This window comes from Streptomyces sp. NPDC020299, from assembly GCF_044387825.1.
Classification (GTDB): domain Bacteria; phylum Actinomycetota; class Actinomycetes; order Streptomycetales; family Streptomycetaceae; genus Streptomyces.
Genome location: NZ_JBIRWL010000020.1, coordinates 90,274 through 114,197, shown reverse-complemented (window position 1 = coordinate 114,197; position 23,924 = coordinate 90,274). Strand labels below are relative to the sequence as shown.

Here is a 23,924-nt window from a genome sequence, read left to right as displayed (position 1 = left end):
CAGCAGTCCGCACACAGTCCGCAGGACACCCGATCAGGACCGTCGCACCCCATCGCCGCGCGCGCTCATCGGCGGCAGAGCAGGATGCCGCCCTTGCTGTTGACCGTGAACGCCCCGTTCCGGGCGATGTGACCGTCGAGGATGGCACGGGCCCTGTCGATGGTCGCGTCGAAGGGCACATCGTGCTGGTCCGCCCATGCCCGGTACGAGGCCATGTGCGCGATGACCGGCCCGGGGTCGCGGACCGTGATGGTGCCGGGCAGCTCGATCGTCTCCACGCGGCCGAACTCCGCCCCCAGGAAGGCCCGGGCCTTCTCCAGTGGGAAGCGGGCGCTGAGCGAGATACGGGCCGGGCCGCGTCCGGTGCCGAGGACGTCGCCGGCGGCCCGCTGCCACAACTCGTCGAGTTCGGCCTTGTCCCGGTCGCTGTTGGTGGAGGCGATCACCAGCCCGTCACGGGCGACGACGCGGGACAGCTCCCTGACCGCCTGGGGGATGTCAGGGACGTGGTAGAGCATGTGCAGCGCCAGGGCGGCGTCGACGCTCGCCGTGGCCAGCGGCAGGCGGGTGGCATCCGCCACGGCGACGGGGCCGGGCACACCGGCGAGGATGCCGGGAGCGACGTCCAGGCCGAGCAGGGCCAGATCGGGCCGGTCCGCACGGAGCCGCTGGATGAACCTGCCGTTGCCGCAGCCGACATCGACCACGCGCCCGCGTACGCCGCCCAGCTTCTCGGCGACGATGCCGGGCAGGTCGTGACGGGGCGTCTGCCACTGGTAGAGCGACTGGCGGACGGCCAGGTCCCGGTCGCTGTTGTAGGCGCTTCCCGCGAGGCGGGCCCGGTCGGTGACGGCGGCGGCGTGTGCGGCGGACTGTTCGGTCACGTCGGCAGCTCCGGAGGGTGGGCGGCGGGTGAGGCCGCGAGGGCGACCGTGCGCTGGAGCCGTTCACGCGGGCGTGCGGCCCGCGCGGCTCCACCGTACTGCGGCCCGCCCAACTCCCGCCCCGGCCCAGCAGGTTCACTTCTCGCCGTCGTCGTCCTCCCCGGCCTCCAGGGGGCCGGCCGCCGCGCCCACGACGCGGGGGTCGGGGCGGCCGACGATCTCCGTCCTTGTCGGTGTAGTCGAAACGGGCGAGGACGCTGCGCATGGCCTCGACCCGGGCGCGTTTGGCTGACCGGAGGCGAAGGGTCCGTCGAAGTGAGGCGCACCGTATGCGCATCCGCCGTGCCATGCTGTCCGGGTGACGCGCGAAGACCTCGTCCGCCTGCGCCGGACCCGCGACCGCATGAACCGCGAGTACGCCGAGCCGCTCGACATGGCCGAGCTCGCGCGTACCGCCCTGATGTCCCCCGGCCACTTCCAGCGCAGCTTCCGCAAGGCCTTCGGGGAGACCCCGTACAGCTACCTCATGACCCGCCGCATCGAACGCGCGAAGGCCCTGCTGCGCCGCGGCGACCTCAGCGTCACCGAGGTCTGCATCGCCGTGGGCTGTACCTCCCTGGGCTCGTTCAGTTCCCGCTTCACCGAGCTGGTCGGCGAGACCCCGAGCGCGTACCGGGCCCGCTCGCACGAGGAGACCGCGGTGATCCCGTCCTGCGTGGCCCGCACCTTCACCCGGCCCCGGCGCCGCCCCTACTGACCGCCACTCCCCGCTCGCCCCGCCCTACACTGGTCCTTTCCCAACAGCGTTGCGTAGCAGGGTCATTGAGGAAGTCGGGGGAGCCGTGGTGACTGCACTCATCTCCGTCCGGAGCGAGGACCCGGTCAGGGACGCCGAGTCCCTGACCGACTGGCTCAGAGGCGAACCGGCACTCGCCGGGAAGGTCCGGCTGACCGGGAGCGCCCCGCGGCCGGGACAACTGGGCACCGCCCTGGACACGGTGACCGTGCTGCTCGGGGCAGGCGGCCCGCTGACCGTGCTCGCCTCCTGCCTGCGCACCTGGATCACCCAGCCGCGCCGCAGCGACGTACGCCTGAAGGTCGAGCTGGACGGCGGGCGTGTCGTCGAGATCGACGCCAAGCGGGTCGGCGCCGAGGACGTGGAGCGGCTCCTGCGGCAGGCCCGCGAGGAGGAGCCGGACCAGGACGCGCGGGACTGACGTGCGCCTTCCCGACCCCCACCGCTCCCGGGTCGTGCTGATCGGCGCCAGTCGCTACTCCGACCCGGCGCTGCCCGATCTCCCTGCCGTGGACCGCACCATCACCGACCTGGCCGGCCTGTTCACCGACCAGTACTACGGGCTGGTTCCCGACAGCCACTGCACGAAGCTGCTGGACGAGGGCGACCTCAGGACCGTCGGAGGACGACTACGGGCCGCCGTGGCCGAGGCGGAGGACCTGCTCCTCGTGTACTACACGGGGCACGGGCTGGTCAGCGGCCGACGCCATGAGCTGTACCTGGCACTGCCCGACAGCGAGTGGGCGGCGCCGGAGTTCAACTCCCTCGAGTACGACAAGCTGCGCGACGCCGTGCTCGACAGCCCCGCCGAGACCAAGGTGGTCGTCCTCGACTGCTGTTTCTCCGGCCGGGCCGTCTCCGACTCCCTCTCCGGCGGCGGGGGCGAGCGGATCGGGCAGCTCGAGGTGGCCGGCACCTATGTGCTGACCTCGGCGCAGCGCGACCAGGTCGCCCTCGCGCTGCCGGAGGAGGACCACACCGCGTTCTCCGGCCGGTTCATGCGGCTGCTGCGCGAGGGTGTGGTCGGCGGCCCCGAACTGCTCACGATCGACGACCTGTACCAGCGGCTGCGGGCGATCATGGAGGCCGAGGGCCTGCCCACCCCGCTCAACCGCGGCGCCGGCGGCGCGCACCGGATCGCGCTCGGCATCAACCGCGCCTTCGCCGCGACCGCCGGTCCCGACCTGCGCAGACGGCATGTCGCCGCGGTGGAGCAGGGCAAGGGCGGGGACTGGAAGGGCGCGGCCGGTCAGCTTCAGAAGATCCTCGACGAACAGACCAGGGTCCTCGGTCCCGACGACCCCGACACCCTGCGCACCCGCCAGTCCTACGCGCACAGCCTGGGCGGCGCCGGCACCCCGGTGGAGGCCGCCGGGCTGCTCCGGCACCTGCTCGCCGACCAGCTCCGGCTCCTCGGCCCCGATCACGAGGACACCCTGCGCACCCGGCAGTTCCTCGCCGTCAACCTCGGCGAGGCCGGTCACCGTGCGGAGGCCATCGGCATGCTGCGGGTACTGCTGGCCGACCGGGGCCGCGTCCTGGGCGCCGAGCACCCGCACACCCTGCGCACCCGGCACATCCTGGCCCGCAACCTCGCCCTGACCGGCGCCCGGGACGAGGCGGTGGCACTGCTGCGGCAGCTGGTGGCGGAGCGGGAGCGGGTGCTGGGGGCGGAGCATGCGCATACGCGCAGGGCTCGGGGGGATCTGGCGGCGATGGAAGGGCAGGGGGTGGGCTGATGCCTGAGCGGTTCAAAGGGGACTCGCGGTTCAGCCAGGAGGCGCTGTCGGTCGTGAGTTGCGCGGAGCGCAACGCCCGGACTCTCCGACACCGGAACATCGGCACGGAACACCTGCTTCTCGCGCTGATCGAAGAGGCCGGTCGGGCAGGTACCGGCGAGGACCTCGAGGCATTGCTGGGTGTCTCGTCGGCGCAGATCCGCGGATCGGTGCTGGGGGCGCGTGGCCTGGGCCGCATCAAGCCGCCACAGGCCCTCCCTTACAGCGCCCGGGCCAAGGCCGTACTCGAGCAAGCGCCCCTGGAGGCCACTCTGCTCGGCGCCGCCGACGTGGAACCGATGCACATCGTTCTCGCCCTGACCGCCGTGGACGGCGGCACCGCGGTGGACGTCCTGCGGGCGAACGGGGTGAACATGGACCGCGTACGGCAGGCGGCCATCGAGGGTGCGCGCCCCGGTCCCACCGAGTCCACCGAGTCCGCCGGCCTCCTCGCCGCCCTCACCCGCGTGCTCGTCCCGCGCCCCGTCGTCGGGCGCGCCACCGAGATCGACCGGGTGCTCCAGGTACTCACCCGCCACCACCGCAACGTCCCCGTGCTGGTCGGGGAGCCCGGCGTCGGCAAGAAGTCCGTGGCCGTCGGTGTCGCCTCGGCGATCGCGGAGGGACGCCTGCCGGCGGTGCTGCGGGACCACACCGTCCGCGCGCTGGATCTGGGCACCGCCCTCGCCGACCCGCAGCACCGGGCCCGGGGCGGCGCTCTCATCGCCGACCTGCTCGACGAGTTCAGGAACAGCCCGCACGTCGTCCTCTACCTCGACGGCGCCCTCACCCCCCTGCACCTGCCCGACGGCGTCACCACACCCCTGAACCTGTTCCGCCCCCTGCTCGACACCCCCGACGTCTTCGTCTTCGGCGACTGCGGGCGGGCGCAGTACGAGCGCCGGGTGCCCGATCCCGGCCTCGACCGGCTCGTCCAGCCGGTGCCCGTCGAAGAGCCGTCCGACGACGACGTGCGGCACATCCTCCGCGCCGTCGCCAATCGCGTGGCGAGCCACCACGACGCCGTGTTCACCGTCGACGCCCTGGAGGCCGCCGCCACCCTCGCGCGGGACCACGTGCCCGACCAGTCCCTGCCCGGTTCGGCGATCGGCCTGCTGGACGAGGCCGCCGCGCTGGTGCGGATGCAGGCCGCACGGTCGGACACGCCCGCGGACATGCTCTCGTCCGTCCACGAGAGCGACGTCCGCGCGGCCCTCGCCGCCTACTCCGGCATCCGGACCGCCACGCCCCGCTCCTCCCCCGCACCCGGTCCCGTCCCCACCGAACACGACCCCTACATCTGGGCCATGAGCTGAGGCAGCGCGGCCCGTCGTCCCGAACTAGCGTGAGCACATGGACCTGAAACTCAAGCAGTGCTTCATCGCCGTCGACGACCACGACAAGGCGCTCCACTTCTACGTCGACATCCTGGGCATGGAGGTCCGCAACGACGTCGGCTTCGAGGGGATGCGCTGGGTGACCGTCGGCTCGCCGCTCCAGCCGGACGTGGAGATCGTGCTGGAGCCGCCGGGCATGAACCCGGACGCCTCGCCCGCCGACCGGCAGGCGATGGCCGAGCTGCTCGCCAAGGGCATGCTGCGCGGGGTCATCTTCACCACCCGTGACTGCGACGCCCTGTACGCGCGGGTCGAGGAGGCCGGCGGTGAGGTGCTGCAGGAGCCGACGGACCAGCCGTACGGCATGCGCGACTGCGCGTTCCGCGATCCGGCCGGGAACATGCTGCGGTTCATCGAGCGGCCGGACGCGTGAACATCCGCTGGACGTACGCCTTCGTCGACCGGCCGGCCCGCCGCCTCGACCGCGCCCGGGAGTTCTGGACGGCCGTCACCGGGACCCGGCTGTCCGAACCCCGGGGCGAGCGGGGCGAGTTCGTGACACTCCTCCCCGAGGACGGCGCCGACCCCTGCGTGAAGCTCCAGGGCGTCGGCGCGGGCGCCGGCGGCGCGCATCTCGACCTCTGTGCCGAGGACGTGCCGGCGCTGGTGAAGTCGGCCCGGGAGCTCGGCGCGAATGTGGTCGCGGAGCACGACGGGTGGGCCGTGCTGAGGTCGCCCGCCGGGCATTCGTTCTGCGCGGTGCCGTGGCACGGCGAGTCGGCGCGGCCGGCGGAGGTGGGCGGCAGCAGGCTGGACCAGGTGTGCCTGGACGTGCCGCCGTCCGCGTACGACGCCGAGGCCGTCTTCTGGGCGGAACTGACCGGCTGGGACCTGCGGGCGGGATCACGGTCGGAGTTCCGGGTGCTCGGGCCGCCGCCCGGCCTGCCGGTACGCGTCCTGCTCCAGCGGCTCGGCGAGGAGGGGCCCGCCTCCGGACACCTCGACATGGCCTGCGCGGACATCATGGCCAGTCGCGCACGCCACGAGCGCCTGGGCGCCTCCTTCGTCGCCGACGGCCCGCACTGGACGGTGATGCGCGATCCGGCGGGCGGGATCTACTGCCTGACCGGCCGGGACCCGCGGACGGGCGCGCTGCCGCCCGGGTAGGACGCCCGCGTGGAGCCCCGTCACCCCCAGGGCTCCACCTCCACCACGGCGTCGACCGGCACGGGCCCGTACACGTGGGGGAACTCCTCGCCGCCCGGTTCCATGGCCTCGTACTTCACGGGCACGCCGACCCGGCCGGGGTCGACGACCAGGACGACCAGCTCGTCGGGGCCTTCGTAGGAGCCGTACAGGAAGGCGGCGATGCGCGGGAGCTGGTCGCGGGTGGAGAAGTGGATGAAGCCCTCCTCCTGGAGGGTGCGGCCGCGGGTCGACACCTCGTAGGTGCCGCGCTCGCGGGCCGCGTCCCACAGGGAGCGTTCAGTGATGTGCACGATGTACGGCAGTTTCGTCATACGGCCACGCTACGGGCCGGGTTCCTGCCGCGCCGGATCATTTTCGGGGGGCGCCGGGGGTGTGGGCCGCTCCTCGGGCGCGGGTTCGGCATGCGTGGGGCAGTCGGGGTTGCGGCAGGGCCCGGGCACCCACAGCGGGACCCAGGCGCCCAGCGTCTTGTGGCGCCGGATCACCGTCTCGACAGGCCGTCCGCAGGCCGGACAGACATGCCCCTCGCTGCCCATGCTCCTCAGCCTAGGAGACGAAGGGCGGGGCCCGCACACCGTGGGGATGTGCGGGACCCGCCTGGCCGGAGCCCCCGGTGACCGTGCGGGGTCAGGAGCCGCACGGCCCCAAAGGCTCCGGGGTCTCTTCTCAGCTGCTGCGCCGGGTCACGAACTCCGCCAGCGCCAGCAGACCGCCCGCCGCCTCCGGATCCGGGACGGCCCGGGCCAGCTCCTGCATCGCCCGGGCCATCCGGTCGGCCGCCTGGGCCTGCGCCCAGTCCCGGCCGCCGGCCCGTTCCACGACCTGCGCCGTGCGGGCGATCCCTTCGGTGTCCCCCTCCTCGTACGGCTTCCCGTACAGCTCGGCGAGCTCGGCGGCGGCCGGGGTGCCCGAGGTGAGCGCCGCGACGACGGGCAGCGACTTCTTGCGGGCCGCGAGGTCGGCTCCGGCCGGCTTGCCGGTGCGCGCGGGGTCGCCCCATATGCCGATGACGTCGTCGATCAGCTGGAAGGCGAGCCCCGCCTGGCGGCCGAAGGCGTCCAGTGCCGCCACGTCCTGAGCCGTCGCCCCCGCGTACAGGGCGCCGAGCGCGCAGGCGCACCCCAGCAGCGCGCCGGTCTTGGCCTCGGCCATCACGAGCACCTCGTCGAGCGTGACCTCGCCCGGGGCCCGCTTCTCCATGGCCGTGTCCGCGTGCTGCCCGGCGCACAGTTCGACGACGCAGTCCGCGAGCCGGGCCGCCGCCTGTCCGGACGCCGGATGCGGGTCCCCGGCGAGCAGCCGGAGGGCGAGCGCCTGGAGGGCGTCCCCGGCGAGGATCGCGTCGGCGTCGCCGAACACCGTCCACGCGGTGGGCCGGTGCCGACGGGAGGTGTCGCGGTCCATCACGTCGTCGTGCAGCAGCGTGAAGTTGTGGACCAGTTCCACCGCCGCTGCCGCCCGCAGGGACGCGGCCCGGGCCCCCTGTCCGCCCAGCGCCTCGGCCGCCGCGAGGACGAGCGCGGGACGTATGGCCTTGCCCGCGCCGCCGGTCGCCGGGGTACCGTCCGCGTGCCGCCACCCGAAGTGGTACTGCGCGATCCGCCGCATCGAGCCGGGCAAGGACTCGACGGCGGCACGCAGTTCGGGGTCGACCGAGGCGCGGGCCCGGTCCAGGATCGCCGCTGCCTCGTGCCCGTCGAGCGGGTCCAGCACTCCGGCGGGCCGCGGCGATCCCCCTGGGCGCTGCTTCGTACCCGTCATGAACTCGGCCATGGGTCCCCCTCGTGAAGCCCGCGGACCGTGGCGTTTCCGCCCCGACTGAGCGCGTACCCGGAGGGTCTACCCGTCCCGGCCGACGGGGACACGGCGGCCGGGTGCCGAAACGTCACCTCCAGCGGCCGATCTCGACGTTCTCCAGCACACCCAGCGCGTCCGGTACCAGGACCGCCGCCGAGTAGTAGGCCGTGACCAGGTATTTGATGATGGCCTGTTCATTGATGCCCATGAAGCGCACGGACAGGCTGGGCTCGATCTCGTCGGGGATGCCCGCCTGGCGCAGCCCGATGACGCCCTGTTCCTCCTCTCCCAGGCGCATGGCGATGATGGAGCTCGTCCGTGCCTCGCTGACCGGGATCTTGTTGCACGGGTAGATCGGCACCCCGCGCCAGGTGGGGATGCGGTTGCCGCCCATGTCGATCGTCTCCGGGACGAGTCCGCGCTTGTTCAGCTCGCGGCCGAACGCGGAGATCGCGCGCGGGTGGGCGAGGAACAGCTTGGTGCCGCGCCGGCGACTGAGCAGTTCGTCCATGTCGTCCGGGCTGGGCACGCCGTCGTGCGGCTGGAGCCGCTGGTCGTACTGGCAGTTGCTGAGCAGGCCGAACTCACGGTTGTTGATCAGCTCGTGCTCCTGGCGCTCCTTCAACGCCTCGACGGTGAGCCGGAGTTGCTGCTCGGTCTGGTTCATCGGCTGGTTGTAGAGGTCGGCCACACGCGTGTGGATGCGCAGCACGGTCTGCGCGATGCTCAGCTCGTACTCGCGCGGGCTGGCCTCGTAGTCGACGAAGGTGTGCGGGATGTCCGGCTCGCCGCTGTGGCCGGCCGCGAGGTCGACCGCCTTCTCGCCGTACTTGTTGGTGCGCTGGTGCGGGATCGAACGCTGCTGGCGGACGTGCTCGCGCAGGGAGTCGGAGCGCTCGGCGACCTGCTCGAAGTCCTCGCGGGAGAGGATGAGCACCGTGCAGGCGGTGTCCGCGCGCGCGGTGTACTCCCAGATGGCGTCCGGGTCGAGGAGTACCTGCTCGCCGAAGTACGCGCCGTCGGCGAGGACGCCCAGGACCGCGTCGTCGCCGTACGGACCCGTGCCGACCTTCTCGATCCTGCCGTGGGCGAGCAGGTAGACCTTGTCGGCCCGGCTGCCGAAGGAGGCGATCACCTCCCCCGGGGCGAAGTCCCGCCGGTGGCAGCGCTGGGCGAGCTCCGAGAACACCTCCTGATCGTCGTAGGACCGCAGGGCCGGCAGTTCGGCCAGTTCGCCGGGGATGACCTCGACGCGCTCGCCGGTCTTCACGAAGGTGATGCGCCCGTCGCCGAGCGCGTACGTCAGTCGCCGGTTGACCCGGTACGTGCCGCCCTGGACGTTCACCCATGGCAGCGTCCGCAGCAGCCAGCGGGAGCTGATCTCCTGCATCTGGGGTGCGGACTTGGTGGTCGTGGCCAGGTTCCGCGCCGCCGCGGTGTTCAGACTCTGCTGCGGCTTGTTCTGTTCCTCGCGGACCTCTTCGCCTACCGACATAGAGAATTGCCCTCCCGGTCATGCTCCGGCGCCGAACTGCGCCGGGCATCGATCTCGCAGCCAGACTCTCATCACTCAACGTGTCGACACCATTACCCGAAAGAGCGGGATTGGATCATCGGACTACCGGGCAAACAGAGGGACCGCGCCCACCGCTTGCCGGGAATGCGGGGGTTGTCCTGATCGGCTCGCACAGTGTGCGAACCATGCATACCGGGACGTCCGGTTTCGGTAGAGAAGCAGCTGTACGAGGCGGTCGCGACCGGCTGCCGCCCGGCACAGCACGAAGGAGGCGATCATGGCCTCACCCATGTCCGCGAGCGGTTTCCTCAACGCCCTGCGAGCCGAAGGGCTCACCGTCGTGGAGGTCGGCGACTGGGAACACCACAACCGCGACCACAAGGGGCCCTGGGGCCCGGTGCACGGCGTGATGATCCACCACACGGTGACCAGGGGCAGCGAGCGGACGGTGGAACTCTGCCGGGACGGCTACGCCGAGCTGCCGGGCCCGTTGTGCCACGGCGTGATCACCAAGGACGGCCGTGTCCACCTCGTCGGCTACGGCCGCGCCAACCACGCCGGGCTCGGCGACGACGACGTGCTGCGCGCCGTGATCGCCGAGAAGGGACTGCCGCCGGACAACGAGGCCGACACCGACGGCAACCGGCACTTCTACGGCTTCGAGTGCGAGAACCTCGGCGACGGTGACGACCCCTGGCCCGAGGCCCAGCTGGCGGCCATCGAGAAGGCCGCCGCGGCGGTCTGCCGCCACCACGGCTGGACGGAGCGCTCGGTCATCGGCCACCTGGAGTGGCAGCCCGGGAAGGTGGACCCGAGGGGCTTCACGATGAGCTGGATGAGGGAGCGGATCAGGGCACGCCTGAAGGCGTAGCGACCGGACCGTCCCGGGCGACAATGAACCCGTGACCAGCCCCGACACCCTCCGCCCCCGCCTGCCCTCCCCCCTGCGGGAGGTGACCGACGAGCGGTTCACGAGGCACGGCGTGCGTCTCCTGCTCAAGCGGGACGATCTGATCCACCCGGACCTGATCGGCAACAAGTGGCGCAAGCTGGTCCCGAACATCGAGGCGGCGGCCGGCCGCACGATCGTGACCTTCGGCGGCGCGTACTCCAACCATCTGCGGGCCACCGCCGCCGCGGGCCGCCTCCTCGGCCTGGCCACGGTCGGTGTGGTCCGCGGCCAGGAGCTGGCCGACCGGCCCCGCAACCCGTCCCTGGCCCGCTGCGAGGCCGACGGCATGCGCCTGCACTTCATCGACAGGTCGACATATCGCCGCAAGGCCGAACCCGGCACCCTGGACGCCGTCCTGCGCGCCGTCGGCGAGCCGGACGCCTACGTCGTCCCGGAGGGCGGCAGCAACGCCGAGGCGGTCCGCGGCTGCCAGGCCCTCGGCCGGGAACTGCGCGGCGACGGCGACCTCGGCGATGGAGTCGGTGTGGCCGATGTGGTCGCCCTCGCCTGCGGCACCGGCGGCACCCTCGCCGGTACGGCCGCCGGCCTGGGCCCTGACCAGCGCGCCCTGGGCATACCCGTCCTGAAGGGCGGCTTCCTGGCCGCCGAGATACGGGGCCTCCAGGAGCGTGCCTTCGGCGGCCCCCGGGGCACCTGGTCGCTCGACGACCGCTTCCACTTCGGCGGCTACGCCCGCGTCCCCGCGGGGCTCGAAGCCTTCGCCGCGGACTTCGAGGACCGCCACGGCCTGCCCGTGGAGCGGCTGTATGTCGCCAAGTTGCTCCACGCTCTCGTCACCCTCACCGGCGAAGGCGCCTTCCCACGCGGGACGACGGTCACCGCCGTCATCACCGGCCGCCCCTTCCCATGACCGACCCGTCCCGTTCCCACCCGGTCGCGGGACCAGCCCTTCCCGTGACCGGCTCGTCCCGTGACTGTGCTGCCCCGAGGCCAGCCCGCTCCGACACTGTCCCGCCGCGAGGCCAGCCCCTCCCGTGACCAGCCCGTCCCGTTCCCACCCGTCGCGGGACCAGCCGGCTCGTTCCCGCCTGCCGCGGGAGCAGCCCGTCCCGCGACCGGCCCGCCCCGGCCTCGCCCCGTAGCGGGACCACCCCCCCCCTCGTGACCGCCATCTCCTCGTGGCCGCCCCATCCCGCCTCGCCCCGAGCACCCCATCCCACGCACAGCCCGCCCCGCGAGCGCCCCCTCCCGCGACCAGCCCGCGCCCCGGACAACCCGCGTCGCCAGTGCCTACGCCGCCTCCCGGTAAGCCGCCGCCTCCTCCAGGTCCAGCCTGCGCAGCAGTGTGCGCAGCATCTCGTCGTCGATGTAGCGGTGGTCGCGCAGCCGGACGAAGACCTCGCGCTCGGCGCTGATCATGTCCCGGGACAGGCGGCGGTAGGTGTCGTCGACCGTCTCCCCGGTCACGGGGTTCACCGCGCCGAGCCGCTCCCAGACGGCGTTGCGGCGGCGCTCCAGGACCATGCGCAGGCGGTCGGCGAGCGGCGGGGGCAGGGCGTTGCGCTCGTCCGAGAGGAGTTCCTCGAGGCGCTCCTCGGCGACCCGGGAGGCCTGCGCCTGGGCGTTGGCCTCGGCGAGTGTCTCGGCCTGCGCGTCCCGGCCGGGGAACCTCAGCAGGCGGATCAGCGGGGGCAGGGACAGTCCCTGCACCACCAGTGTCCCGATCACCGTGGTGAAGGTCAGGAACAGGATCAGGTTGCGCTGCGGGAAGGGGCCGCCGCCGTGCACCGTGAGCGGGATGGAGAAGGCGATGGCCAGCGAGACCACGCCCCGCATCCCGGCCCACGAGGTGACCATCGCGCCTTTCCAGGTGGGGTTCGCCTCCCGCTCCCTGATCCGCGACGACAGCAGCCGCGGCACGAAGGTCGCCGGATACACCCACACGAACCGGGCCGCGACCACCACCAGGAAGACGGCCACCGCGTACCAGGTGGCGTCGACGCCCTCGTACTCCCCGAGGCCCTTGAGGACGACCGGCAGCTGGAGTCCGATGAGCGCGAAGACCGCGGACTCCAGGACGAAGGCGACCATCTTCCACACCGCCTCCTCCTGGAGCCGGGTGGCGAAGTCGACCTCCCACGCGCGGTGGCCGAGGTAGAGGGCGACGACCACGACCGCGAGGACTCCGGAGGCGTGCAGCTGCTCGGCGACGCCATAGGCGACGAACGGGATGAGCAGGGAGAGCGTGTTCTGCAGCAGCGGCTCCTTCAGGTGCGTGCGCAGCCAGTGGAGCGGAGCCATCAGGACCAGGCCGACGCCGACGCCCCCGACCGCCGCGAGCAGGAACTCTCCGATGCCGCCGAGCCAGGTGGCGCCCTCGCCGACGGCCGCGGCGAGGGCGACCTTGTAGGCGGTGATCGCGGTGGCGTCGTTCAGCAGGGACTCGCCCTGGAGGATCGTGGTGATCCGCGAGGGCAGGCCCACGCGCCGGGCGACCGCGGTCGCCGCGACCGCGTCCGGCGGCGCCACCACGGCGCCCAGCACCAGCGCGGCGGTCAGCGGCATCCCGGGGACGATCAGATAAACGGCCCAGCCGACGACGAAGGTCGCGAAGAGCACGTATCCCACCGACAGCAGCGCCACCGGCCGCAGCTGGGCCCGCAGGTCGAGGTAGGAGCTGTCGGTCGCCGACGTGTACAGCAGCGGGGGCAGCAGGAGGGGGAGCACCACCTCGGGGTCGAGGGTGTAGTCGGGCATCCCGGGGACGTACGAGACCAGCAGGCCGACCGCGACCAGCAGCAGCGGCGCCGGCACCGGCGTCCGCCGGGCCGCCCCCGCGATCGCGGCACTCCCCGCCACCAGCAGCAGCAGCGGCATCACGTCCATCGTCCTCGCCCGCCCTCGTTTTCCGCGCGGTCACCCGCACGCCCGTCGTAATCTGGCAATCATGAAACAGTGCACGCACGCCGGCGCGCTGCCGCATCCGGAGCCCGAACCGCAGAACGAGACCTGTCCGGAGTGTCTCGCGAACGGTACGCACCCGGTGCAGTTGCGGAAGTGTCTGACCTGTGGCCACGTCGGCTGCTGTGACTCCTCACCCGGGAGGCATGCCACGGAACATCACGAGAAGTCCGGTCATCCTGTGATGCGGACCTTCGAACCCGGAGAGAGCTGGCGCTGGTGCTTCGTGGACCACGTACTCGTGTGACCCTGTAAGCAGGCGCCGGTCCGGACGGTTCGAGCGTCTGACGTCTGGGTACGTCAACCCGGCGCGCGCTCTCCCCAATTGGGACCGCCGACCCTCTAGACACGGAGCGTATCCACAGCTTTACTGTGAGTGACGCCAGGGGGTTGGGGTCCCGGGGACAGGAACGTTCGGAGCGCGATAGCGTCACCGCTGAACCACATATCGCGTTACCCCGAGGGGCGACCCTCGGCCCCCTAAAGCTTGTACCACCATGGAGGTGAGGGTGTCCCAGATCGCAGGCGAGCCCGCGACCCAGGACTTCGTGGAAGTCCGGCTGCCGGCTGCGGGTGCCTACCTGTCGGTGCTGCGTACGGCGACGGCCGGTCTCGCCGCCCGCTTGGACTTCACCCTGGACGAGATCGAGGACCTGCGCATCGCCGTGGACGAGGCGTGCGCGATCCTGCTCCAGCAGGCCGTGCCCGGCTCCGTGCTCAGTTGTGTCTTCCGGCTCGTCGACGACTCGCTCGAGGTCACGGTCTCGGCGCCGACCACGGACGGGCACGCTCCCTCACGGGACACCTTCGCGTGGACCGTGCTGTCGGCCCTGGCGGGCAAGGTCTCCTCAGCCGTCGACGAGGACAGGACCGTGTCGATCAGCCTCTACAAACAGCGCGGCGCGGGACCCGGGCCGGCGTGAGGAACGGGGACGGTCCGGTGCGGGACGAAGAGCGCGGCACACGTGAGCTGCCGGTCGGAGGCGCGAGCTCTCCGGACGGTTTCGCACGCATGCGGGACGGCATCGACGGGATCCCCGAGCAGGCCAGGCCCCACCCGGAGGACCACTCCGCGGAGGCCGGCTTCCCGGACGACGGGCAGCGGGATCGGGATGGTGCCGTGCAGAGCGCGCCTCTGGAGCGGCCAAGCGGGGTGTCCCCGGCCCGGACGGAGGCGAGGGCTCGGGGAAGGGCGACGGGCGGGACGATGAGCGAGCACGAACGGGACGACGACGAGGTGAACGCACAGGCCGTGCCGGTCCTGCGGGGCGCGCAGCACGACCCCCACGACCGCAGCGGGGCGCGTGCGATGTTCGTCGAGCTGCGGGCGCTGAGCAACGGCAGCCCGGAGTACGCGGAGCTGCGCAACCAGCTGGTCCGTATGCACCTGCCGCTCGTCGAGCACCTCGCGCGCCGCTTCCGCAACCGTGGTGAGCCGCTGGACGACCTCACCCAGGTCGCCACCATCGGGCTGATCAAGTCGGTCGACCGCTTCGACCCGGACCGGGGCGTGGAGTTCTCCACGTATGCCACTCCGACCGTCGTCGGCGAGATCAAGCGGCATTTCCGTGACAAGGGCTGGGCGGTCCGCGTGCCGCGCCGGCTTCAGGAGCTGCGCCTTTCGCTGACCACGGCCACGGCCGAGCTGTCCCAGCAGCACGGGCGCTCGCCCACGGTGCACGAGCTGGCCGAGAAGCTCGCGATCTCCGAGGAGGAGGTCCTGGAGGGCCTGGAGTCGGCGAACGCCTACTCCACGCTGTCCCTGGACGTGCCCGACACGGACGACGAGTCCCCGGCGGTGGCCGACACCCTCGGTGCGGAGGACGAGGCCCTGGAGGGCGTCGAGTACCGCGAGTCCCTCAAGCCCCTGCTGGAGGATCTCCCGCCCCGGGAGAAGCGGATTCTTCTTCTCCGCTTCTTCGGCAACATGACCCAGTCCCAGATCGCCCAGGAAGTCGGCATCTCCCAGATGCACGTCTCCCGCCTCCTGGCCCGCACCCTGGCCCAGCTACGGGAAAAGCTGCTGGTGGAGGAGTAGCAGGAGCTACTCCTCAGACTACTCAGGCTGCCCGGACTACTCCGCCCGGCCCGGTCCCTTGATGCCCAGGGCCCTGGTCGTGGCGGGGTTCAGCAGGAGGACCAGTGCGGTCAGCGCGACGGCGGCGAGGGCGATGCCGGCCGGGATCGCGAGGCTGTCGGCCTGGAGGAGGCTGTAGGCGACCGGGAGGGCCATGATCTGTGTGATCACGGCGGGGCCCCGGCTCCAGCCGCGCCGCAGCAGCAGGCCGCGCGCGGCGAGCAGCGGCAGCAGGGCGAGCACGATCAGGGTGATGGCCAGGGTGACGGCCTGCTGCCGGTCGTCCGGGTCGCCGGTGATGCCGAGTACGAGCGTCCACACACCGCCTACCACCAGCGCGGCCCCCTCCAGCGCGGCCAGCGCCGCCGCGTAGGTCAGCCGGCGCGGACGGGGTCCGTCGGCCTCCGCGAGGATCTCGGGGGTGGGGTTCTGCTCACTGCTCACCCCTGCAGGGTAGCCGTCGCCCCGGAGCCCGGGGTGTCCAGGCTCACGTCCCCTCTTCTTACCGGATCCCTACCTCGGTCTTCGCCGAGTACCACCCAGTAGGTAACCTGCAACCCATGCGTGCACTTCTCGTGGTCAATCCGGCGGCAACCACCACAAGCGCACGTAGGCGTGACGTGCTGATCCACGCGCTGGCGAGCGAGATGAAGCTCGAGGCGGTGACCACCGAGTACCGCGGCCACGCCCGCGACCTGGGCCGGCAGGCGGCGGAGAGCGACGACATCGACCTGGTCGTGGCCCTCGGCGGCGACGGCACCGTCAACGAGGTGGTCAACGGCCTGCTGCACGCCGGCCCCGACCCGGACCGGCTGCCCGGCCTCGCCGTGGTCCCCGGCGGCTCCACCAACGTCTTCGCCCGAGCCCTGGGTCTGCCCAACGACAACGTCGAGGCCACCGGCGCCCTGCTGGACGCGCTGCGCGAGGGCCGCGAGCGCGTCGTCGGCCTCGGCCTGGCCTCCGGCACGCCCGGCACGGAGGACGAGGCGGTCCCCTCCCGCTGGTTCACTTTCAACGCGGGCCTCGGGTTCGACGCGGGCGTGGTCGGCCGGGTCGAGCAGCAGCGCGAGCGCGGCAAGAAGTCGACGCACGCCTTGTACGTGCGCCAGGTGGTCCGGCAGTTCCTCGGCGAGCCGCACCGCCGGCACGGCACGATCACGCTCGAACACCCCGGCGGGGACCCCGTCACCGATCTTGTCGTGGCGATAGTCTCGAACACGTCGCCTTGGACCTATCTCGGCAATCGCCCGATGTACACGTCGCCTAAGGCCTCGTTCGATAAAGGCCTCGACGTGCTCGGTCTCAGCCGTCTGTCCACAGCCGCGGTTGCCCGGTATGGCACCCAGTTGCTCACTTCGTCCCCCGAGCGCGGCCCCCACGGCAAGCACGCCGCCTCCCTGCACGACCTGGACGGCTTCACCTTGCATTCGAAGGTGCCACTCCCCCTTCAGATGGACGGCGACCACCTGGGACTGCGTACCAGCGTGACGTTCACAGGCGTACGCCGCGCACTGCGTGTGATTGTGTGAGCGGAACGGGCTAAAGTCCTTTCACTCGAACGTTTAGGCCAGGATCCACCCCATGGAAGTACGGCTGTGACCCAGTCGACACCGAGGAATCAAAAAAAACTTTCCGGAAGGGGTTGTATCCGCCGCTGAGGTTTGCGAGTCTCTACGTGGCGATCAGGACGGCCCGCAACACCGGCCTCCAGTGATCACCGGAACCCCTCTTCAAACATCAGGACCACGCCGGGGAGACTCGACGGTCGGCCCTTCACTTGTTGAGGGATTCGTGAAAGCGTTCACATTCACAAGCAATCTGCATGTAATACCAAGGAGAGGTAGCAGCCATGGACTGGCGTCACAACGCCGTTTGCCGCGAGGAAGACCCCGAGCTCTTCTTCCCCATCGGCAACACCGGTCCTGCGCTGCTGCAGATCGAGGAAGCCAAGGCCGTCTGCCGTCGCTGCCCGGTTATGGAGCAGTGTCTGCAGTGGGCGCTCGAGTCCGGCCAGGACTCCGGCGTCTGGGGTGGTCTCAGCGAGGACGAGCGTCGCGCGATGAAGCGCCGCGCCGCCCGCAACCGGGCTCGTCAGGCCTCCGCCTGACAACCCACCCCTACTGACAGCCTGAGCTTGGCGGCGCGTACAGCGAGTACGCATCTCCCGCCCCCGAGCCGCAGCGCGCAGGACCCCCGATGCGCTTGACAGAGCAGCAACGAGCTTAGGCCCCGGATCACTTGTGGTCCGGGGCTCAATGCTGTCCGGGGTACCTCCGTCGCCTCCGCGCCTACTTCTGCGCCCGCACCGGAATGTCGAGGATCACCCGCGTCCCCCGCTCCGGCGCCGGGACCATGTCGAAGGTGCCGCCCAACTCGCCCTCCACCAGGGTCCGTACGATCTGCAGGCCCAGGTTGCCCGAGCGGTGGGGGTCGAAGCCGTCGGGGAGGCCGACGCCGTCGTCCTGGACGGTGACCAGGAGGCGGGCCTCCTTGGCGGTGCCGCCGCGGACCGCGGAGACCTCGACGGTGCCGGTGTCGCCCTCGCGGAAGCCGTGCTCCAGGGCGTTCTGCAGGATCTCGGTCAGGACCATGGACAGCGGGGTGGCGACCTCGGCGTCGAGTATGCCGAAGCGGCCGGTGCGCCGGCCGGTCACCTTGCCCGGCGAGATCTCGGCGACCATCGCGAGCACACGGTCGGCGATCTCGTCGAACTCCACCCGCTCGTCCAGGTTCTGGGACAGCGTCTCGTGCACGATCGCGATGGAGCCGACCCGCCGCACGGCCTCCTCCAGCGCCTCCCGGCCGCGCTCGGAGTCGATGCGACGGGCCTGGAGGCGGAGCAGCGCGGCCACCGTCTGGAGGTTGTTCTTCACCCGGTGGTGGATCTCCCGGATGGTGGCGTCCTTGGTTATCAACTCGCGTTCGCGGCGCCGCAGTTCGGTGACGTCCCGCAGCAGGACCAGCGAACCGATGCGCGTTCCCTTGGGTTTGAGCGGGATCGCCCGGAACTGGATCACGCCGTCGTGGGCCTCGATCTCGAACTCCCGCGGCGCCCATCCGCTCGCGACCTTGGCCAGCGCCTCGTCCACCGGCCCCCGGGTCGGGGCGAGTTCGGCGGTGGTCGTGCCCAGCTCCTGGCCGACCAGGTCGGCGGCGAGACCGAGGCGGTGGTAGGCGGACAGGGCGTTCGGCGAGGCGTACTGGACGATGCCGTCCGCGTCCAGCCGGATCAGGCCGTCACCGACACGCGGCGAGGCGTCCATGTCGACCTGCTGGTCGGGGAACGGGAAGGAACCGGCCGCGATCATCTGCGCCAGGTCGGAGGCGCTCTGGAGGTAGGTGAGCTCCAGGCGGCTCGGGGTGCGCACGGTCAGCAGATTGGTGTTGCGGGCGATGACGCCGAGGACCCGCCCGTCCCGTCGTACGGGGATCGACTCGACCCGCACCGGGACCTCCTCGCGCCACTCCGGGTCGCCCTCGCGCACGATCCGGCCCTCGTCCAGCGCCGCGTCCAGCATGGGACGCCGGCCGCGCGGGACCAGATGGCCGACCATGTCGTCCTGGTAGGAGGTCGGGCCGGTGTTGGGGCGCATCTGGGCCACCGAGACGTACCGCGTGCCGTCGCGGGTGGGTACCCACAGGACCAGGTCCGCGAAGGAGAGGTCGGAGAGCAGCTGCCACTCCGAGACCAGCAGGTGGAGCCACTCGAGGTCGGAGTCGTCGAGGGCGGTGTGCTGGCGTACGAGTTCGTTCATGGAGGGCACTCTGCGAGCGTACCCGGGGGCTCGGACCTGCCCGAAAAACACCCGCGGGCCGCGGCGCCTGGGAGGGACCCTCAACCCTCCCGGCACCGCAGCCCGGAGCAGCAACGGCCGTGGGGTGTGCGGTCCCGGTCGGCCGATGGATGAGGATCCGGGGCAGTCAGGGCAGAGAGCTCCGGTTCCTCGGTCCGCCTTCCTGTGCGGGGAAGACGGAAGTATGCGTCCCTACGCATTGTGGACTAGACCAGCAGGTGTGTCCATGCGTCGGGAGTTGTTGCAACTTGGCGGTTCGAAGCCTAGCCCGCCCGGGTCACCTACGGGACCAGATGGTCATGGCAATTTCCGGGAACGCGGCCACGGGGGCTCCATGACGAGGTCAGAGGGTACGCGGTACCATTCTTTCGAATGGTCTAAACCACACTGACCGGTAACCACACAGATCGGCAGGCCCAGCGTGGAAGTTGTCATCGTTCCGGACGCCGAGTCGGGCGGCGAGATCATCGCCGAGGCCATGGCACAGCTGCTGCGGCGCAAGCCCGAGGCCCTGCTCGGTGTGGCCACCGGCTCGACCCCGCTGCCCATCTACCGGGCCCTGGCGGCCAGGGTGCGGGCCGGGGCCGTGGACACCTCACGGGCGCGCATAGCGCAGCTCGACGAGTACGTGGGCCTGCCCGCCGAGCACCCCGAGTCCTACCGGTCCGTGCTCCGCCGGGAGGTGCTGGAACCGCTCGGGATCGGGATGGACGCGTTCATGGGCCCGGACGGCACCGACAAGGACGTACAGGGCGCGTCCGAGGCGTACGACCGGGCGCTCGCCGAAGCCGGGGGCGTGGACCTCCAGCTGCTCGGGATCGGCACCGACGGGCACATCGGGTTCAACGAGCCCTGCTCCTCGCTCGCCTCGCGCACACGTATCAAGACGCTCACCGAGCAGACCCGCGTCGACAACGCCCGCTTCTTCGACGGCGACATCGAACAGGTGCCGCACCACGTCATCACCCAGGGCATCGGCACCATCCTGGAGGCCCGCCACCTGGTGCTGCTCGCCACCGGCGAGGGCAAGGCGGACGCGGTGGCGGCGACGGTCGAGGGACCGGTCGCGGCCGTGTGCCCCGCCTCTGCGCTACAGCTGCACCCCCACGCCACGGTCGTCGTCAACGAGGCCGCGGCGTCGAAACTCAAGCTCGCGGACTACTTCCGGCACACCTACTCCAACAAGCCGGACTGGCAGGGCATCTGAGGCCGGCAGGGGGCCGGTCCGAGGCCCGGCGACCGCAGCCATGGACTAGACCAGCGGGGATCACAACGGTATACAGAGGAGATCACGGAGCGTACGGGTGGACCCCCGGCACGCTGAGCCGTGCCACGATGTGAGCCGTGGCCGACGGGCATGTCGGTCGCTTGGGCACCGGGAGCCGGGAAGGCAGAGCATGAGCACCGACGTCAGCAGTGCGGAGAACGAGAGTGGCGCCACCGTCCGTACCGCGCGCGTGCCCAAGTACTACCGTCTGAAGAAGCACCTGCTCGACATGACGGAGACCCAGGCGCCGGGCACCCCCGTCCCGCCCGAGCGCACGCTGGCCGCCGAGTTCGACACCTCGCGCACCACCGTCCGCCAGGCCCTTCAGGAGCTGGTCGTCGAGGGCCGGCTGGAGCGCATCCAGGGCAAGGGCACCTTCGTCGCCAAGCCGAAGGTCTCGCAGGCGCTGCAACTCACCAGCTACACCGAGGACATGCGCGCCCAGGGCCTGGAGCCGACCTCGCAGCTGCTGGACGTCGGCTACATCACCGCCGACGAGCGGCTCGCCGAGCTGCTCGACATCACGGCGGGCGGCCGGGTGCTGCGCATCGAGCGGCTGCGCATGGCCAACGGCGAGCCGATGGCCATAGAGACCACGCACCTTTCGGCCAAGCGCTTCCCCGCGCTGCGCCGCAGCCTCGTGAAGTACACCTCGCTCTACACCGCCCTCGCCGAGGTCTACGACATCCACCTCGCCGAGGCCGAGGAGACCATCGAGACCTCGCTGGCCACCCCGCGCGAGGCGGGCCTGCTCGGTACGGACGTGGGCCTGCCGATGCTGATGCTCTCCCGGCACTCCCTGGACCGCGAGGGCAAGCCGGTGGAGTGGGTGCGGTCGGTGTACCGGGGGGATCGCTACAAGTTCGTGGCGAGACTCAAGCGGCCGCAGGAGTAGGCGAGTCGGCGTCTTCACGCCACGACCCCGAAATCGACATACCGATATGCGGATGAGGTCTTCCGCCGGCATGACACTGTCGCCTAGATTGCCTGCGCATTACACAGGTGATCAGTGAGGGGACGGAGCTGCGGCATGTCCGAAACGCCTGAAGTGAAACCACCGGCCGCGACACCGGTCGTGACACCGGTCCGGGTGATCATCGGCCTGTGTCTCGTCGCGCCCTTCGTGGCGATGCTGTGGGTCGGCTCCTACGCGAAGGCGGACCCCGCCTTCATAGGGATCCCGTTCTTCTACTGGTACCAGATGCTGTGGGTGCTGGTCTCCACCGCGCTGACCATGACCGCCTACCAGTTGTGGCGCCGTGACCAGCGGTCCCGCGAGACCGCGAAGGGGGGTGCGGCGGAATGAAGGACGGCGTGAACGGCGTCGCGCTCGGCGTCTTCATCTTCTTCTTCCTGGCCGTCACGGCCATGGGCTTCCTCGCCGCGCGCTGGCGCAAGGCCGACGACGAGCACAGCCTCGACGAATGGGGCCTGGGCGGCCGGTCGTTCGGAACCTGGATCACCTGGTTCCTGCTCGGCGGCGACCTGTACACCGCCTACACCTTCGTCGCGGTGCCGGCGGCGATCTACGCGGCGGGCGCGGCGGGCTTCTTCGCGGTGCCGTACACCATCCTCGTCTACCCGTTGATCTTCACGTTCCTGCCCCGCCTGTGGTCGGTCTCGCACAAGCACGGCTATGTGACGACCTCGGACTTCGTGCGCGGCCGGTTCGGTTCCAAGGGCCTGTCGCTGGCGGTGGCGCTGACCGGCATCCTGGCGACGATGCCGTACATCGCGCTCCAGCTGGTCGGCATCCAGGCCGTGCTGGACGTGATGGGCGTCGGCGGCGGCGAGAACACCAACTGGTTCGTGAAGGACCTGCCGCTGCTGATCGCCTTCGGCGTGCTGGCCGCGTACACGTACTCGTCGGGCCTGAGGGCGCCCGCGCTGATCGCGTTCGTCAAGGACGGGCTGATCTACATCGTCATCGCCGTCGCGATCATCTACATCCCGATCAAGCTGGGCGGGTTCGACGACGTCTTCGCCAAGGCGGGCCACGCGTTCAGCCAGGTCAACCCGGCGACCGGGAAACCGCGCGGCGCGCTCGTGCCGCCGGAGGCGGGCCAGTGGACGTACGCCACGCTGGCGTTGGGCTCGGCGCTGGCGCTGTTCATGTACCCGCACTCGATCACCGCGACGCTGTCCTCGCGCAGCCGTGAGGTGATCCGCCGCAACACCACGATCCTGCCGCTGTACTCCCTGATGCTGGGCCTGCTGGCGCTGCTGGGCTTCATGGCGATCGCGGCCGGGGTGAAGGTCACCAACGGCCAGCTGGCCATCCCGCAGCTGTTCGAGAACATGTTCCCGGACTGGTTCGCGGGCGTGGCCTTCGCGGCGATCGGCATCGGCGCGCTGGTGCCGGCGGCGATCATGTCGATCGCGGCGGCCAACCTCTTCACCCGCAACATCTACAAGGACTTCATCAAGCCGGACGCCACGCCGAAGGAGGAGACCCGGGTCTCCAAGCTCGTGTCGCTGCTGGTGAAGGTGGGCGCGCTGGTCTTCGTCCTGACCATGGACAAGACGGTCGCCATCAACTTCCAGCTGCTCGGCGGCATCTGGATCCTGCAGACCTTCCCGGCCCTGGTCGGCGGCCTGTTCACCCGCTGGTTCCACCGCTGGGCCCTGCTGGCCGGCTGGGCGGTCGGCATGGTGTACGGCACGTTCGCCGCGTACGGGGTGGCCTCGCCGACGCAAGCGCACTTCGGCGGCTCGGCGAAGGAGATCCCCGGGATCGGCGAGATCGGCTACATCGGCCTCACGGCGTTCGTCATGAACGTCGTGGTCACCGTGGTCCTGACCTTCGTCCTGAAGGCGGCGAAGGCCCCCGAGGGCGTCGACGAGACCAAGCCGGAGGACTACACGGCGGACGCGGGCGACCCGGGCGTCGAGGTGGAACTGCCCCCGGCGACGGCTGGAGCTTCCCACTAGCGGGGCCCACCGGGCAGGGCTGTCGGCGGGCCGTCGGAAAATCCGGCGGCCCGCCGTCGTGTGCGTGGGGCACACTGCGCGCCATGGACATCCGGATCCGCGAAGCGAAACCCGACGAGTACGACGCCCTGGGTGAGATCACCGGCCAGGCATATCTCCAGGACGGTCTCCTCGACTTCGGGGAGAGCGACTGGTACCTCGGCGAGCTGAGGGACGTGGCCAAGCGGGCCGGGGCCGCCGATGTGCTGGTCGCGGTGGCGGACGGGAGCCTGCTCGGCGGGGTCACGTTCGTGCCGTCCGGCGGTCCCATGGCCGACATCGCCCAGCCGGGCGAGGCCGAGATACGGATGCTCGCGGTCGCCCGGGCGGCGCGCGGCCGGGGCGCCGGCGAGACCCTCGTCCGGGCCTGCGTCGACCGTGCGCGGGCCACCGAGGGGTGCGTACGGGTCGTCCTGTCGACCCAGCGCACCATGCGCGCCGCCCATCGCATCTACGAACGACTCGGCTTCGTCCGTGCCCCCGAGCGGGACTGGAACCCGATCCCGGACCTCGACGACATCACGCTCCTCGCCTATGAGTTGACGCTATGAAGCCGAGGCAACACAACATCTGGGGGTGACACCACAGCCCGGCACAAGATGTATGCTCATGCTCGCTGTCGCCG

26 protein-coding genes and 1 pseudogene are annotated in these 23,924 nt (G+C 71.1%); 18 read left to right on the top strand and 9 right to left on the bottom strand.

Annotated features, from left to right (window positions below):
- Positions 1-65: 65 nt before the first annotated feature.
- Both ACH45E_RS37675 and ACH45E_RS37670 read right to left on the bottom strand, forming a co-directional pair.
- Complete coding sequence (locus ACH45E_RS37675; protein ID WP_361450040.1) at positions 66-884, bottom strand: class I SAM-dependent methyltransferase; 819 nt, start codon at positions 882-884, stop codon at positions 66-68.
- 135 nt (positions 885-1,019) lie between these two features.
- Positions 1,020-1,170, bottom strand: a pseudogene (locus ACH45E_RS37670) (polyphosphate kinase 2); the annotation flags it as partial.
- A gap of 72 nt (positions 1,171-1,242) precedes the next feature.
- Between ACH45E_RS37670 and ACH45E_RS37665 the strand changes: the two are divergent.
- The 6 genes from ACH45E_RS37665 to ACH45E_RS37640 all read left to right on the top strand — a co-directional run bounded on the left by ACH45E_RS37665 (position 1,243) and on the right by ACH45E_RS37640 (position 5,962).
- Positions 1,243-1,641 (top strand): helix-turn-helix transcriptional regulator, encoded by a 399-nt coding sequence (locus ACH45E_RS37665; RefSeq protein WP_361450037.1) that lies wholly within the window; start codon positions 1,243-1,245, stop codon positions 1,639-1,641.
- Between the two features lie 88 nt (positions 1,642-1,729).
- Positions 1,730-2,101: a hypothetical protein gene (locus ACH45E_RS37660; RefSeq protein WP_361450035.1), complete on the top strand. Its 372-nt coding sequence runs from the start codon at positions 1,730-1,732 to the stop codon at positions 2,099-2,101.
- Position 2,102: 1 nt separating this feature from the next.
- Positions 2,103-3,419, top strand: coding sequence for a tetratricopeptide repeat protein (locus tag ACH45E_RS37655; protein ID WP_361450032.1), 1,317 nt, complete (start codon positions 2,103-2,105; stop codon positions 3,417-3,419).
- Positions 3,419-4,774, top strand: coding sequence for a Clp protease N-terminal domain-containing protein (locus ACH45E_RS37650; protein ID WP_361450029.1), 1,356 nt, complete (start codon positions 3,419-3,421; stop codon positions 4,772-4,774). Before ACH45E_RS37655 ends, ACH45E_RS37650 begins: the two co-directional genes overlap by 1 nt.
- Before the next feature lie 37 nt (positions 4,775-4,811).
- Positions 4,812-5,228 (top strand): VOC family protein, encoded by a 417-nt coding sequence (locus tag ACH45E_RS37645; protein ID WP_361450026.1) that lies wholly within the window; start codon positions 4,812-4,814, stop codon positions 5,226-5,228.
- The gene (locus tag ACH45E_RS37640) at positions 5,225-5,962 is read left to right on the top strand and encodes a VOC family protein (RefSeq protein WP_361450023.1); all 738 of its coding nucleotides are present in this window, start codon (positions 5,225-5,227) and stop codon (positions 5,960-5,962) included. The genes ACH45E_RS37645 and ACH45E_RS37640 overlap by 4 nt, the downstream gene beginning before the upstream one ends.
- 20 nt (positions 5,963-5,982) lie before the next feature.
- Here ACH45E_RS37640 and ACH45E_RS37635 read toward each other — a convergent pair whose 3' ends face one another.
- The 4 genes from ACH45E_RS37635 to ACH45E_RS37620 all read right to left on the bottom strand — a co-directional run bounded on the left by ACH45E_RS37635 (position 5,983) and on the right by ACH45E_RS37620 (position 9,296).
- The gene (locus ACH45E_RS37635; protein WP_361450020.1) at positions 5,983-6,315 is read right to left on the bottom strand and encodes a DUF952 domain-containing protein; all 333 of its coding nucleotides are present in this window, start codon (positions 6,313-6,315) and stop codon (positions 5,983-5,985) included.
- 9 nt (positions 6,316-6,324) lie between these two features.
- Complete coding sequence (locus ACH45E_RS37630; RefSeq protein ID WP_361450017.1) at positions 6,325-6,540, bottom strand: hypothetical protein; 216 nt, start codon at positions 6,538-6,540, stop codon at positions 6,325-6,327.
- Between the two features lie 130 nt (positions 6,541-6,670).
- Positions 6,671-7,777 (bottom strand): family 2 encapsulin nanocompartment cargo protein polyprenyl transferase, encoded by a 1,107-nt coding sequence (locus ACH45E_RS37625; RefSeq protein ID WP_361450014.1) that lies wholly within the window; start codon positions 7,775-7,777, stop codon positions 6,671-6,673.
- 112 nt (positions 7,778-7,889) lie between these two features.
- Positions 7,890-9,296: a family 2B encapsulin nanocompartment shell protein gene (locus ACH45E_RS37620; RefSeq protein WP_361450011.1), complete on the bottom strand. Its 1,407-nt coding sequence runs from the start codon at positions 9,294-9,296 to the stop codon at positions 7,890-7,892.
- Positions 9,297-9,594: 298 nt separating this feature from the next.
- On the opposite strand from ACH45E_RS37620, the gene ACH45E_RS37615 reads away from it, so the two are divergent.
- Both ACH45E_RS37615 and ACH45E_RS37610 read left to right on the top strand, forming a co-directional pair.
- Complete coding sequence (locus tag ACH45E_RS37615) at positions 9,595-10,188, top strand: N-acetylmuramoyl-L-alanine amidase (protein WP_361450009.1); 594 nt, start codon at positions 9,595-9,597, stop codon at positions 10,186-10,188.
- Between the two features lie 31 nt (positions 10,189-10,219).
- Positions 10,220-11,140 carry a pyridoxal-phosphate dependent enzyme gene (locus ACH45E_RS37610; RefSeq protein WP_361450006.1) on the top strand — a complete coding sequence of 307 codons (921 nt, stop codon included), beginning with the start codon at positions 10,220-10,222 and terminating at the stop codon, positions 11,138-11,140.
- A gap of 380 nt (positions 11,141-11,520) precedes the next feature.
- Here the strand turns inward: ACH45E_RS37610 and ACH45E_RS37605 are convergent, their stop codons facing one another.
- Complete coding sequence (locus ACH45E_RS37605; protein ID WP_361450003.1) at positions 11,521-13,116, bottom strand: Na+/H+ antiporter; 1,596 nt, start codon at positions 13,114-13,116, stop codon at positions 11,521-11,523.
- Positions 13,117-13,177: 61 nt separating this feature from the next.
- On the opposite strand from ACH45E_RS37605, the gene ACH45E_RS37600 reads away from it, so the two are divergent.
- The 3 genes from ACH45E_RS37600 (at position 13,178) to ACH45E_RS37590 (ending at position 15,229) form a co-directional block, all read left to right on the top strand.
- Positions 13,178-13,438, top strand: coding sequence for a UBP-type zinc finger domain-containing protein (locus ACH45E_RS37600; RefSeq protein WP_361450000.1), 261 nt, complete (start codon positions 13,178-13,180; stop codon positions 13,436-13,438).
- Positions 13,439-13,700: 262 nt separating this feature from the next.
- Positions 13,701-14,114, top strand: a complete 414-nt coding sequence (locus ACH45E_RS37595; protein ID WP_006136266.1) for an anti-sigma factor — start codon at positions 13,701-13,703, stop codon at positions 14,112-14,114.
- Entirely contained in the window at positions 14,111-15,229 is a 1,119-nt protein-coding gene (locus tag ACH45E_RS37590) for an RNA polymerase sigma factor SigF (RefSeq protein ID WP_361449996.1), read from the top strand. Before ACH45E_RS37595 ends, ACH45E_RS37590 begins: the two co-directional genes overlap by 4 nt.
- A 36-nt stretch (positions 15,230-15,265) precedes the next feature.
- On the opposite strand, the gene ACH45E_RS37585 is transcribed toward ACH45E_RS37590, so the two are convergent.
- Positions 15,266-15,712: a hypothetical protein gene (locus ACH45E_RS37585; RefSeq protein WP_361449993.1), complete on the bottom strand. Its 447-nt coding sequence runs from the start codon at positions 15,710-15,712 to the stop codon at positions 15,266-15,268.
- 116 nt (positions 15,713-15,828) lie between these two features.
- On the opposite strand from ACH45E_RS37585, the gene ACH45E_RS37580 reads away from it, so the two are divergent.
- Positions 15,829-16,797: a diacylglycerol kinase family protein gene (locus tag ACH45E_RS37580; protein ID WP_361449990.1), complete on the top strand. Its 969-nt coding sequence runs from the start codon at positions 15,829-15,831 to the stop codon at positions 16,795-16,797.
- Between the two features lie 320 nt (positions 16,798-17,117).
- Entirely contained in the window at positions 17,118-17,375 is a 258-nt protein-coding gene (locus ACH45E_RS37575; RefSeq protein ID WP_016639615.1) for a WhiB family transcriptional regulator, read from the top strand.
- Between the two features lie 181 nt (positions 17,376-17,556).
- Here the strand turns inward: ACH45E_RS37575 and ACH45E_RS37570 are convergent, their stop codons facing one another.
- The gene (locus tag ACH45E_RS37570; protein ID WP_361449987.1) at positions 17,557-19,023 is read right to left on the bottom strand and encodes a PAS domain-containing sensor histidine kinase; all 1,467 of its coding nucleotides are present in this window, start codon (positions 19,021-19,023) and stop codon (positions 17,557-17,559) included.
- A gap of 460 nt (positions 19,024-19,483) precedes the next feature.
- On the opposite strand from ACH45E_RS37570, the gene nagB reads away from it, so the two are divergent.
- The 5 genes from nagB (at position 19,484) to ACH45E_RS37545 (ending at position 23,850) form a co-directional block, all read left to right on the top strand.
- Positions 19,484-20,269, top strand: a complete 786-nt coding sequence (nagB, locus tag ACH45E_RS37565) for a glucosamine-6-phosphate deaminase (protein ID WP_361449984.1) — start codon at positions 19,484-19,486, stop codon at positions 20,267-20,269.
- A 190-nt stretch (positions 20,270-20,459) separates the two neighbouring features.
- Positions 20,460-21,224 carry a GntR family transcriptional regulator gene (locus tag ACH45E_RS37560; protein WP_361449981.1) on the top strand — a complete coding sequence of 255 codons (765 nt, stop codon included), beginning with the start codon at positions 20,460-20,462 and terminating at the stop codon, positions 21,222-21,224.
- Positions 21,225-21,359: 135 nt separating this feature from the next.
- Positions 21,360-21,635 (top strand): DUF3311 domain-containing protein, encoded by a 276-nt coding sequence (locus tag ACH45E_RS37555; RefSeq protein ID WP_361449978.1) that lies wholly within the window; start codon positions 21,360-21,362, stop codon positions 21,633-21,635.
- Entirely contained in the window at positions 21,632-23,260 is a 1,629-nt protein-coding gene (mctP, locus tag ACH45E_RS37550; RefSeq protein ID WP_361449975.1) for a monocarboxylate uptake permease MctP, read from the top strand. Before ACH45E_RS37555 ends, mctP begins: the two co-directional genes overlap by 4 nt.
- 83 nt (positions 23,261-23,343) lie before the next feature.
- Positions 23,344-23,850, top strand: coding sequence for a GNAT family N-acetyltransferase (locus ACH45E_RS37545; protein WP_361449972.1), 507 nt, complete (start codon positions 23,344-23,346; stop codon positions 23,848-23,850).
- Positions 23,851-23,924 lie beyond the last annotated feature (74 nt).

What these genes read in the sequence shown, in the direction of transcription:
- ACH45E_RS37650 (WP_361450029.1), top strand. Translation starts at nt 3,419, where the DNA reads ATGCCTGAGCGGTTCAAAGGGGACTCGCGGTTCAGCCAGGAGGCGCTG.
- ACH45E_RS37645 (WP_361450026.1), top strand. Translation starts at nt 4,812, where the DNA reads ATGGACCTGAAACTCAAGCAGTGCTTCATCGCCGTCGACGACCACGAC.
- ACH45E_RS37635 (WP_361450020.1), bottom strand. Translation starts at nt 6,315, where the DNA reads ATGACGAAACTGCCGTACATCGTGCACATCACTGAACGCTCCCTGTGG.
- ACH45E_RS37630 (WP_361450017.1), bottom strand. Translation starts at nt 6,540, where the DNA reads ATGGGCAGCGAGGGGCATGTCTGTCCGGCCTGCGGACGGCCTGTCGAG.
- ACH45E_RS37625 (WP_361450014.1), bottom strand. Translation starts at nt 7,777, where the DNA reads ATGGCCGAGTTCATGACGGGTACGAAGCAGCGCCCAGGGGGATCGCCG.
- ACH45E_RS37620 (WP_361450011.1), bottom strand. Translation starts at nt 9,296, where the DNA reads ATGTCGGTAGGCGAAGAGGTCCGCGAGGAACAGAACAAGCCGCAGCAG.
- ACH45E_RS37615 (WP_361450009.1), top strand. Translation starts at nt 9,595, where the DNA reads ATGGCCTCACCCATGTCCGCGAGCGGTTTCCTCAACGCCCTGCGAGCC.
- ACH45E_RS37605 (WP_361450003.1), bottom strand. Translation starts at nt 13,116, where the DNA reads ATGGACGTGATGCCGCTGCTGCTGCTGGTGGCGGGGAGTGCCGCGATC.
- ACH45E_RS37600 (WP_361450000.1), top strand. Translation starts at nt 13,178, where the DNA reads ATGAAACAGTGCACGCACGCCGGCGCGCTGCCGCATCCGGAGCCCGAA.
- ACH45E_RS37580 (WP_361449990.1), top strand. Translation starts at nt 15,829, where the DNA reads ATGCGTGCACTTCTCGTGGTCAATCCGGCGGCAACCACCACAAGCGCA.
- ACH45E_RS37575 (WP_016639615.1), top strand. Translation starts at nt 17,118, where the DNA reads ATGGACTGGCGTCACAACGCCGTTTGCCGCGAGGAAGACCCCGAGCTC.
- ACH45E_RS37570 (WP_361449987.1), bottom strand. Translation starts at nt 19,023, where the DNA reads ATGAACGAACTCGTACGCCAGCACACCGCCCTCGACGACTCCGACCTC.
- ACH45E_RS37560 (WP_361449981.1), top strand. Translation starts at nt 20,460, where the DNA reads ATGAGCACCGACGTCAGCAGTGCGGAGAACGAGAGTGGCGCCACCGTC.
- ACH45E_RS37555 (WP_361449978.1), top strand. Translation starts at nt 21,360, where the DNA reads ATGTCCGAAACGCCTGAAGTGAAACCACCGGCCGCGACACCGGTCGTG.
- mctP (WP_361449975.1), top strand. Translation starts at nt 21,632, where the DNA reads ATGAAGGACGGCGTGAACGGCGTCGCGCTCGGCGTCTTCATCTTCTTC.
- ACH45E_RS37545 (WP_361449972.1), top strand. Translation starts at nt 23,344, where the DNA reads ATGGACATCCGGATCCGCGAAGCGAAACCCGACGAGTACGACGCCCTG.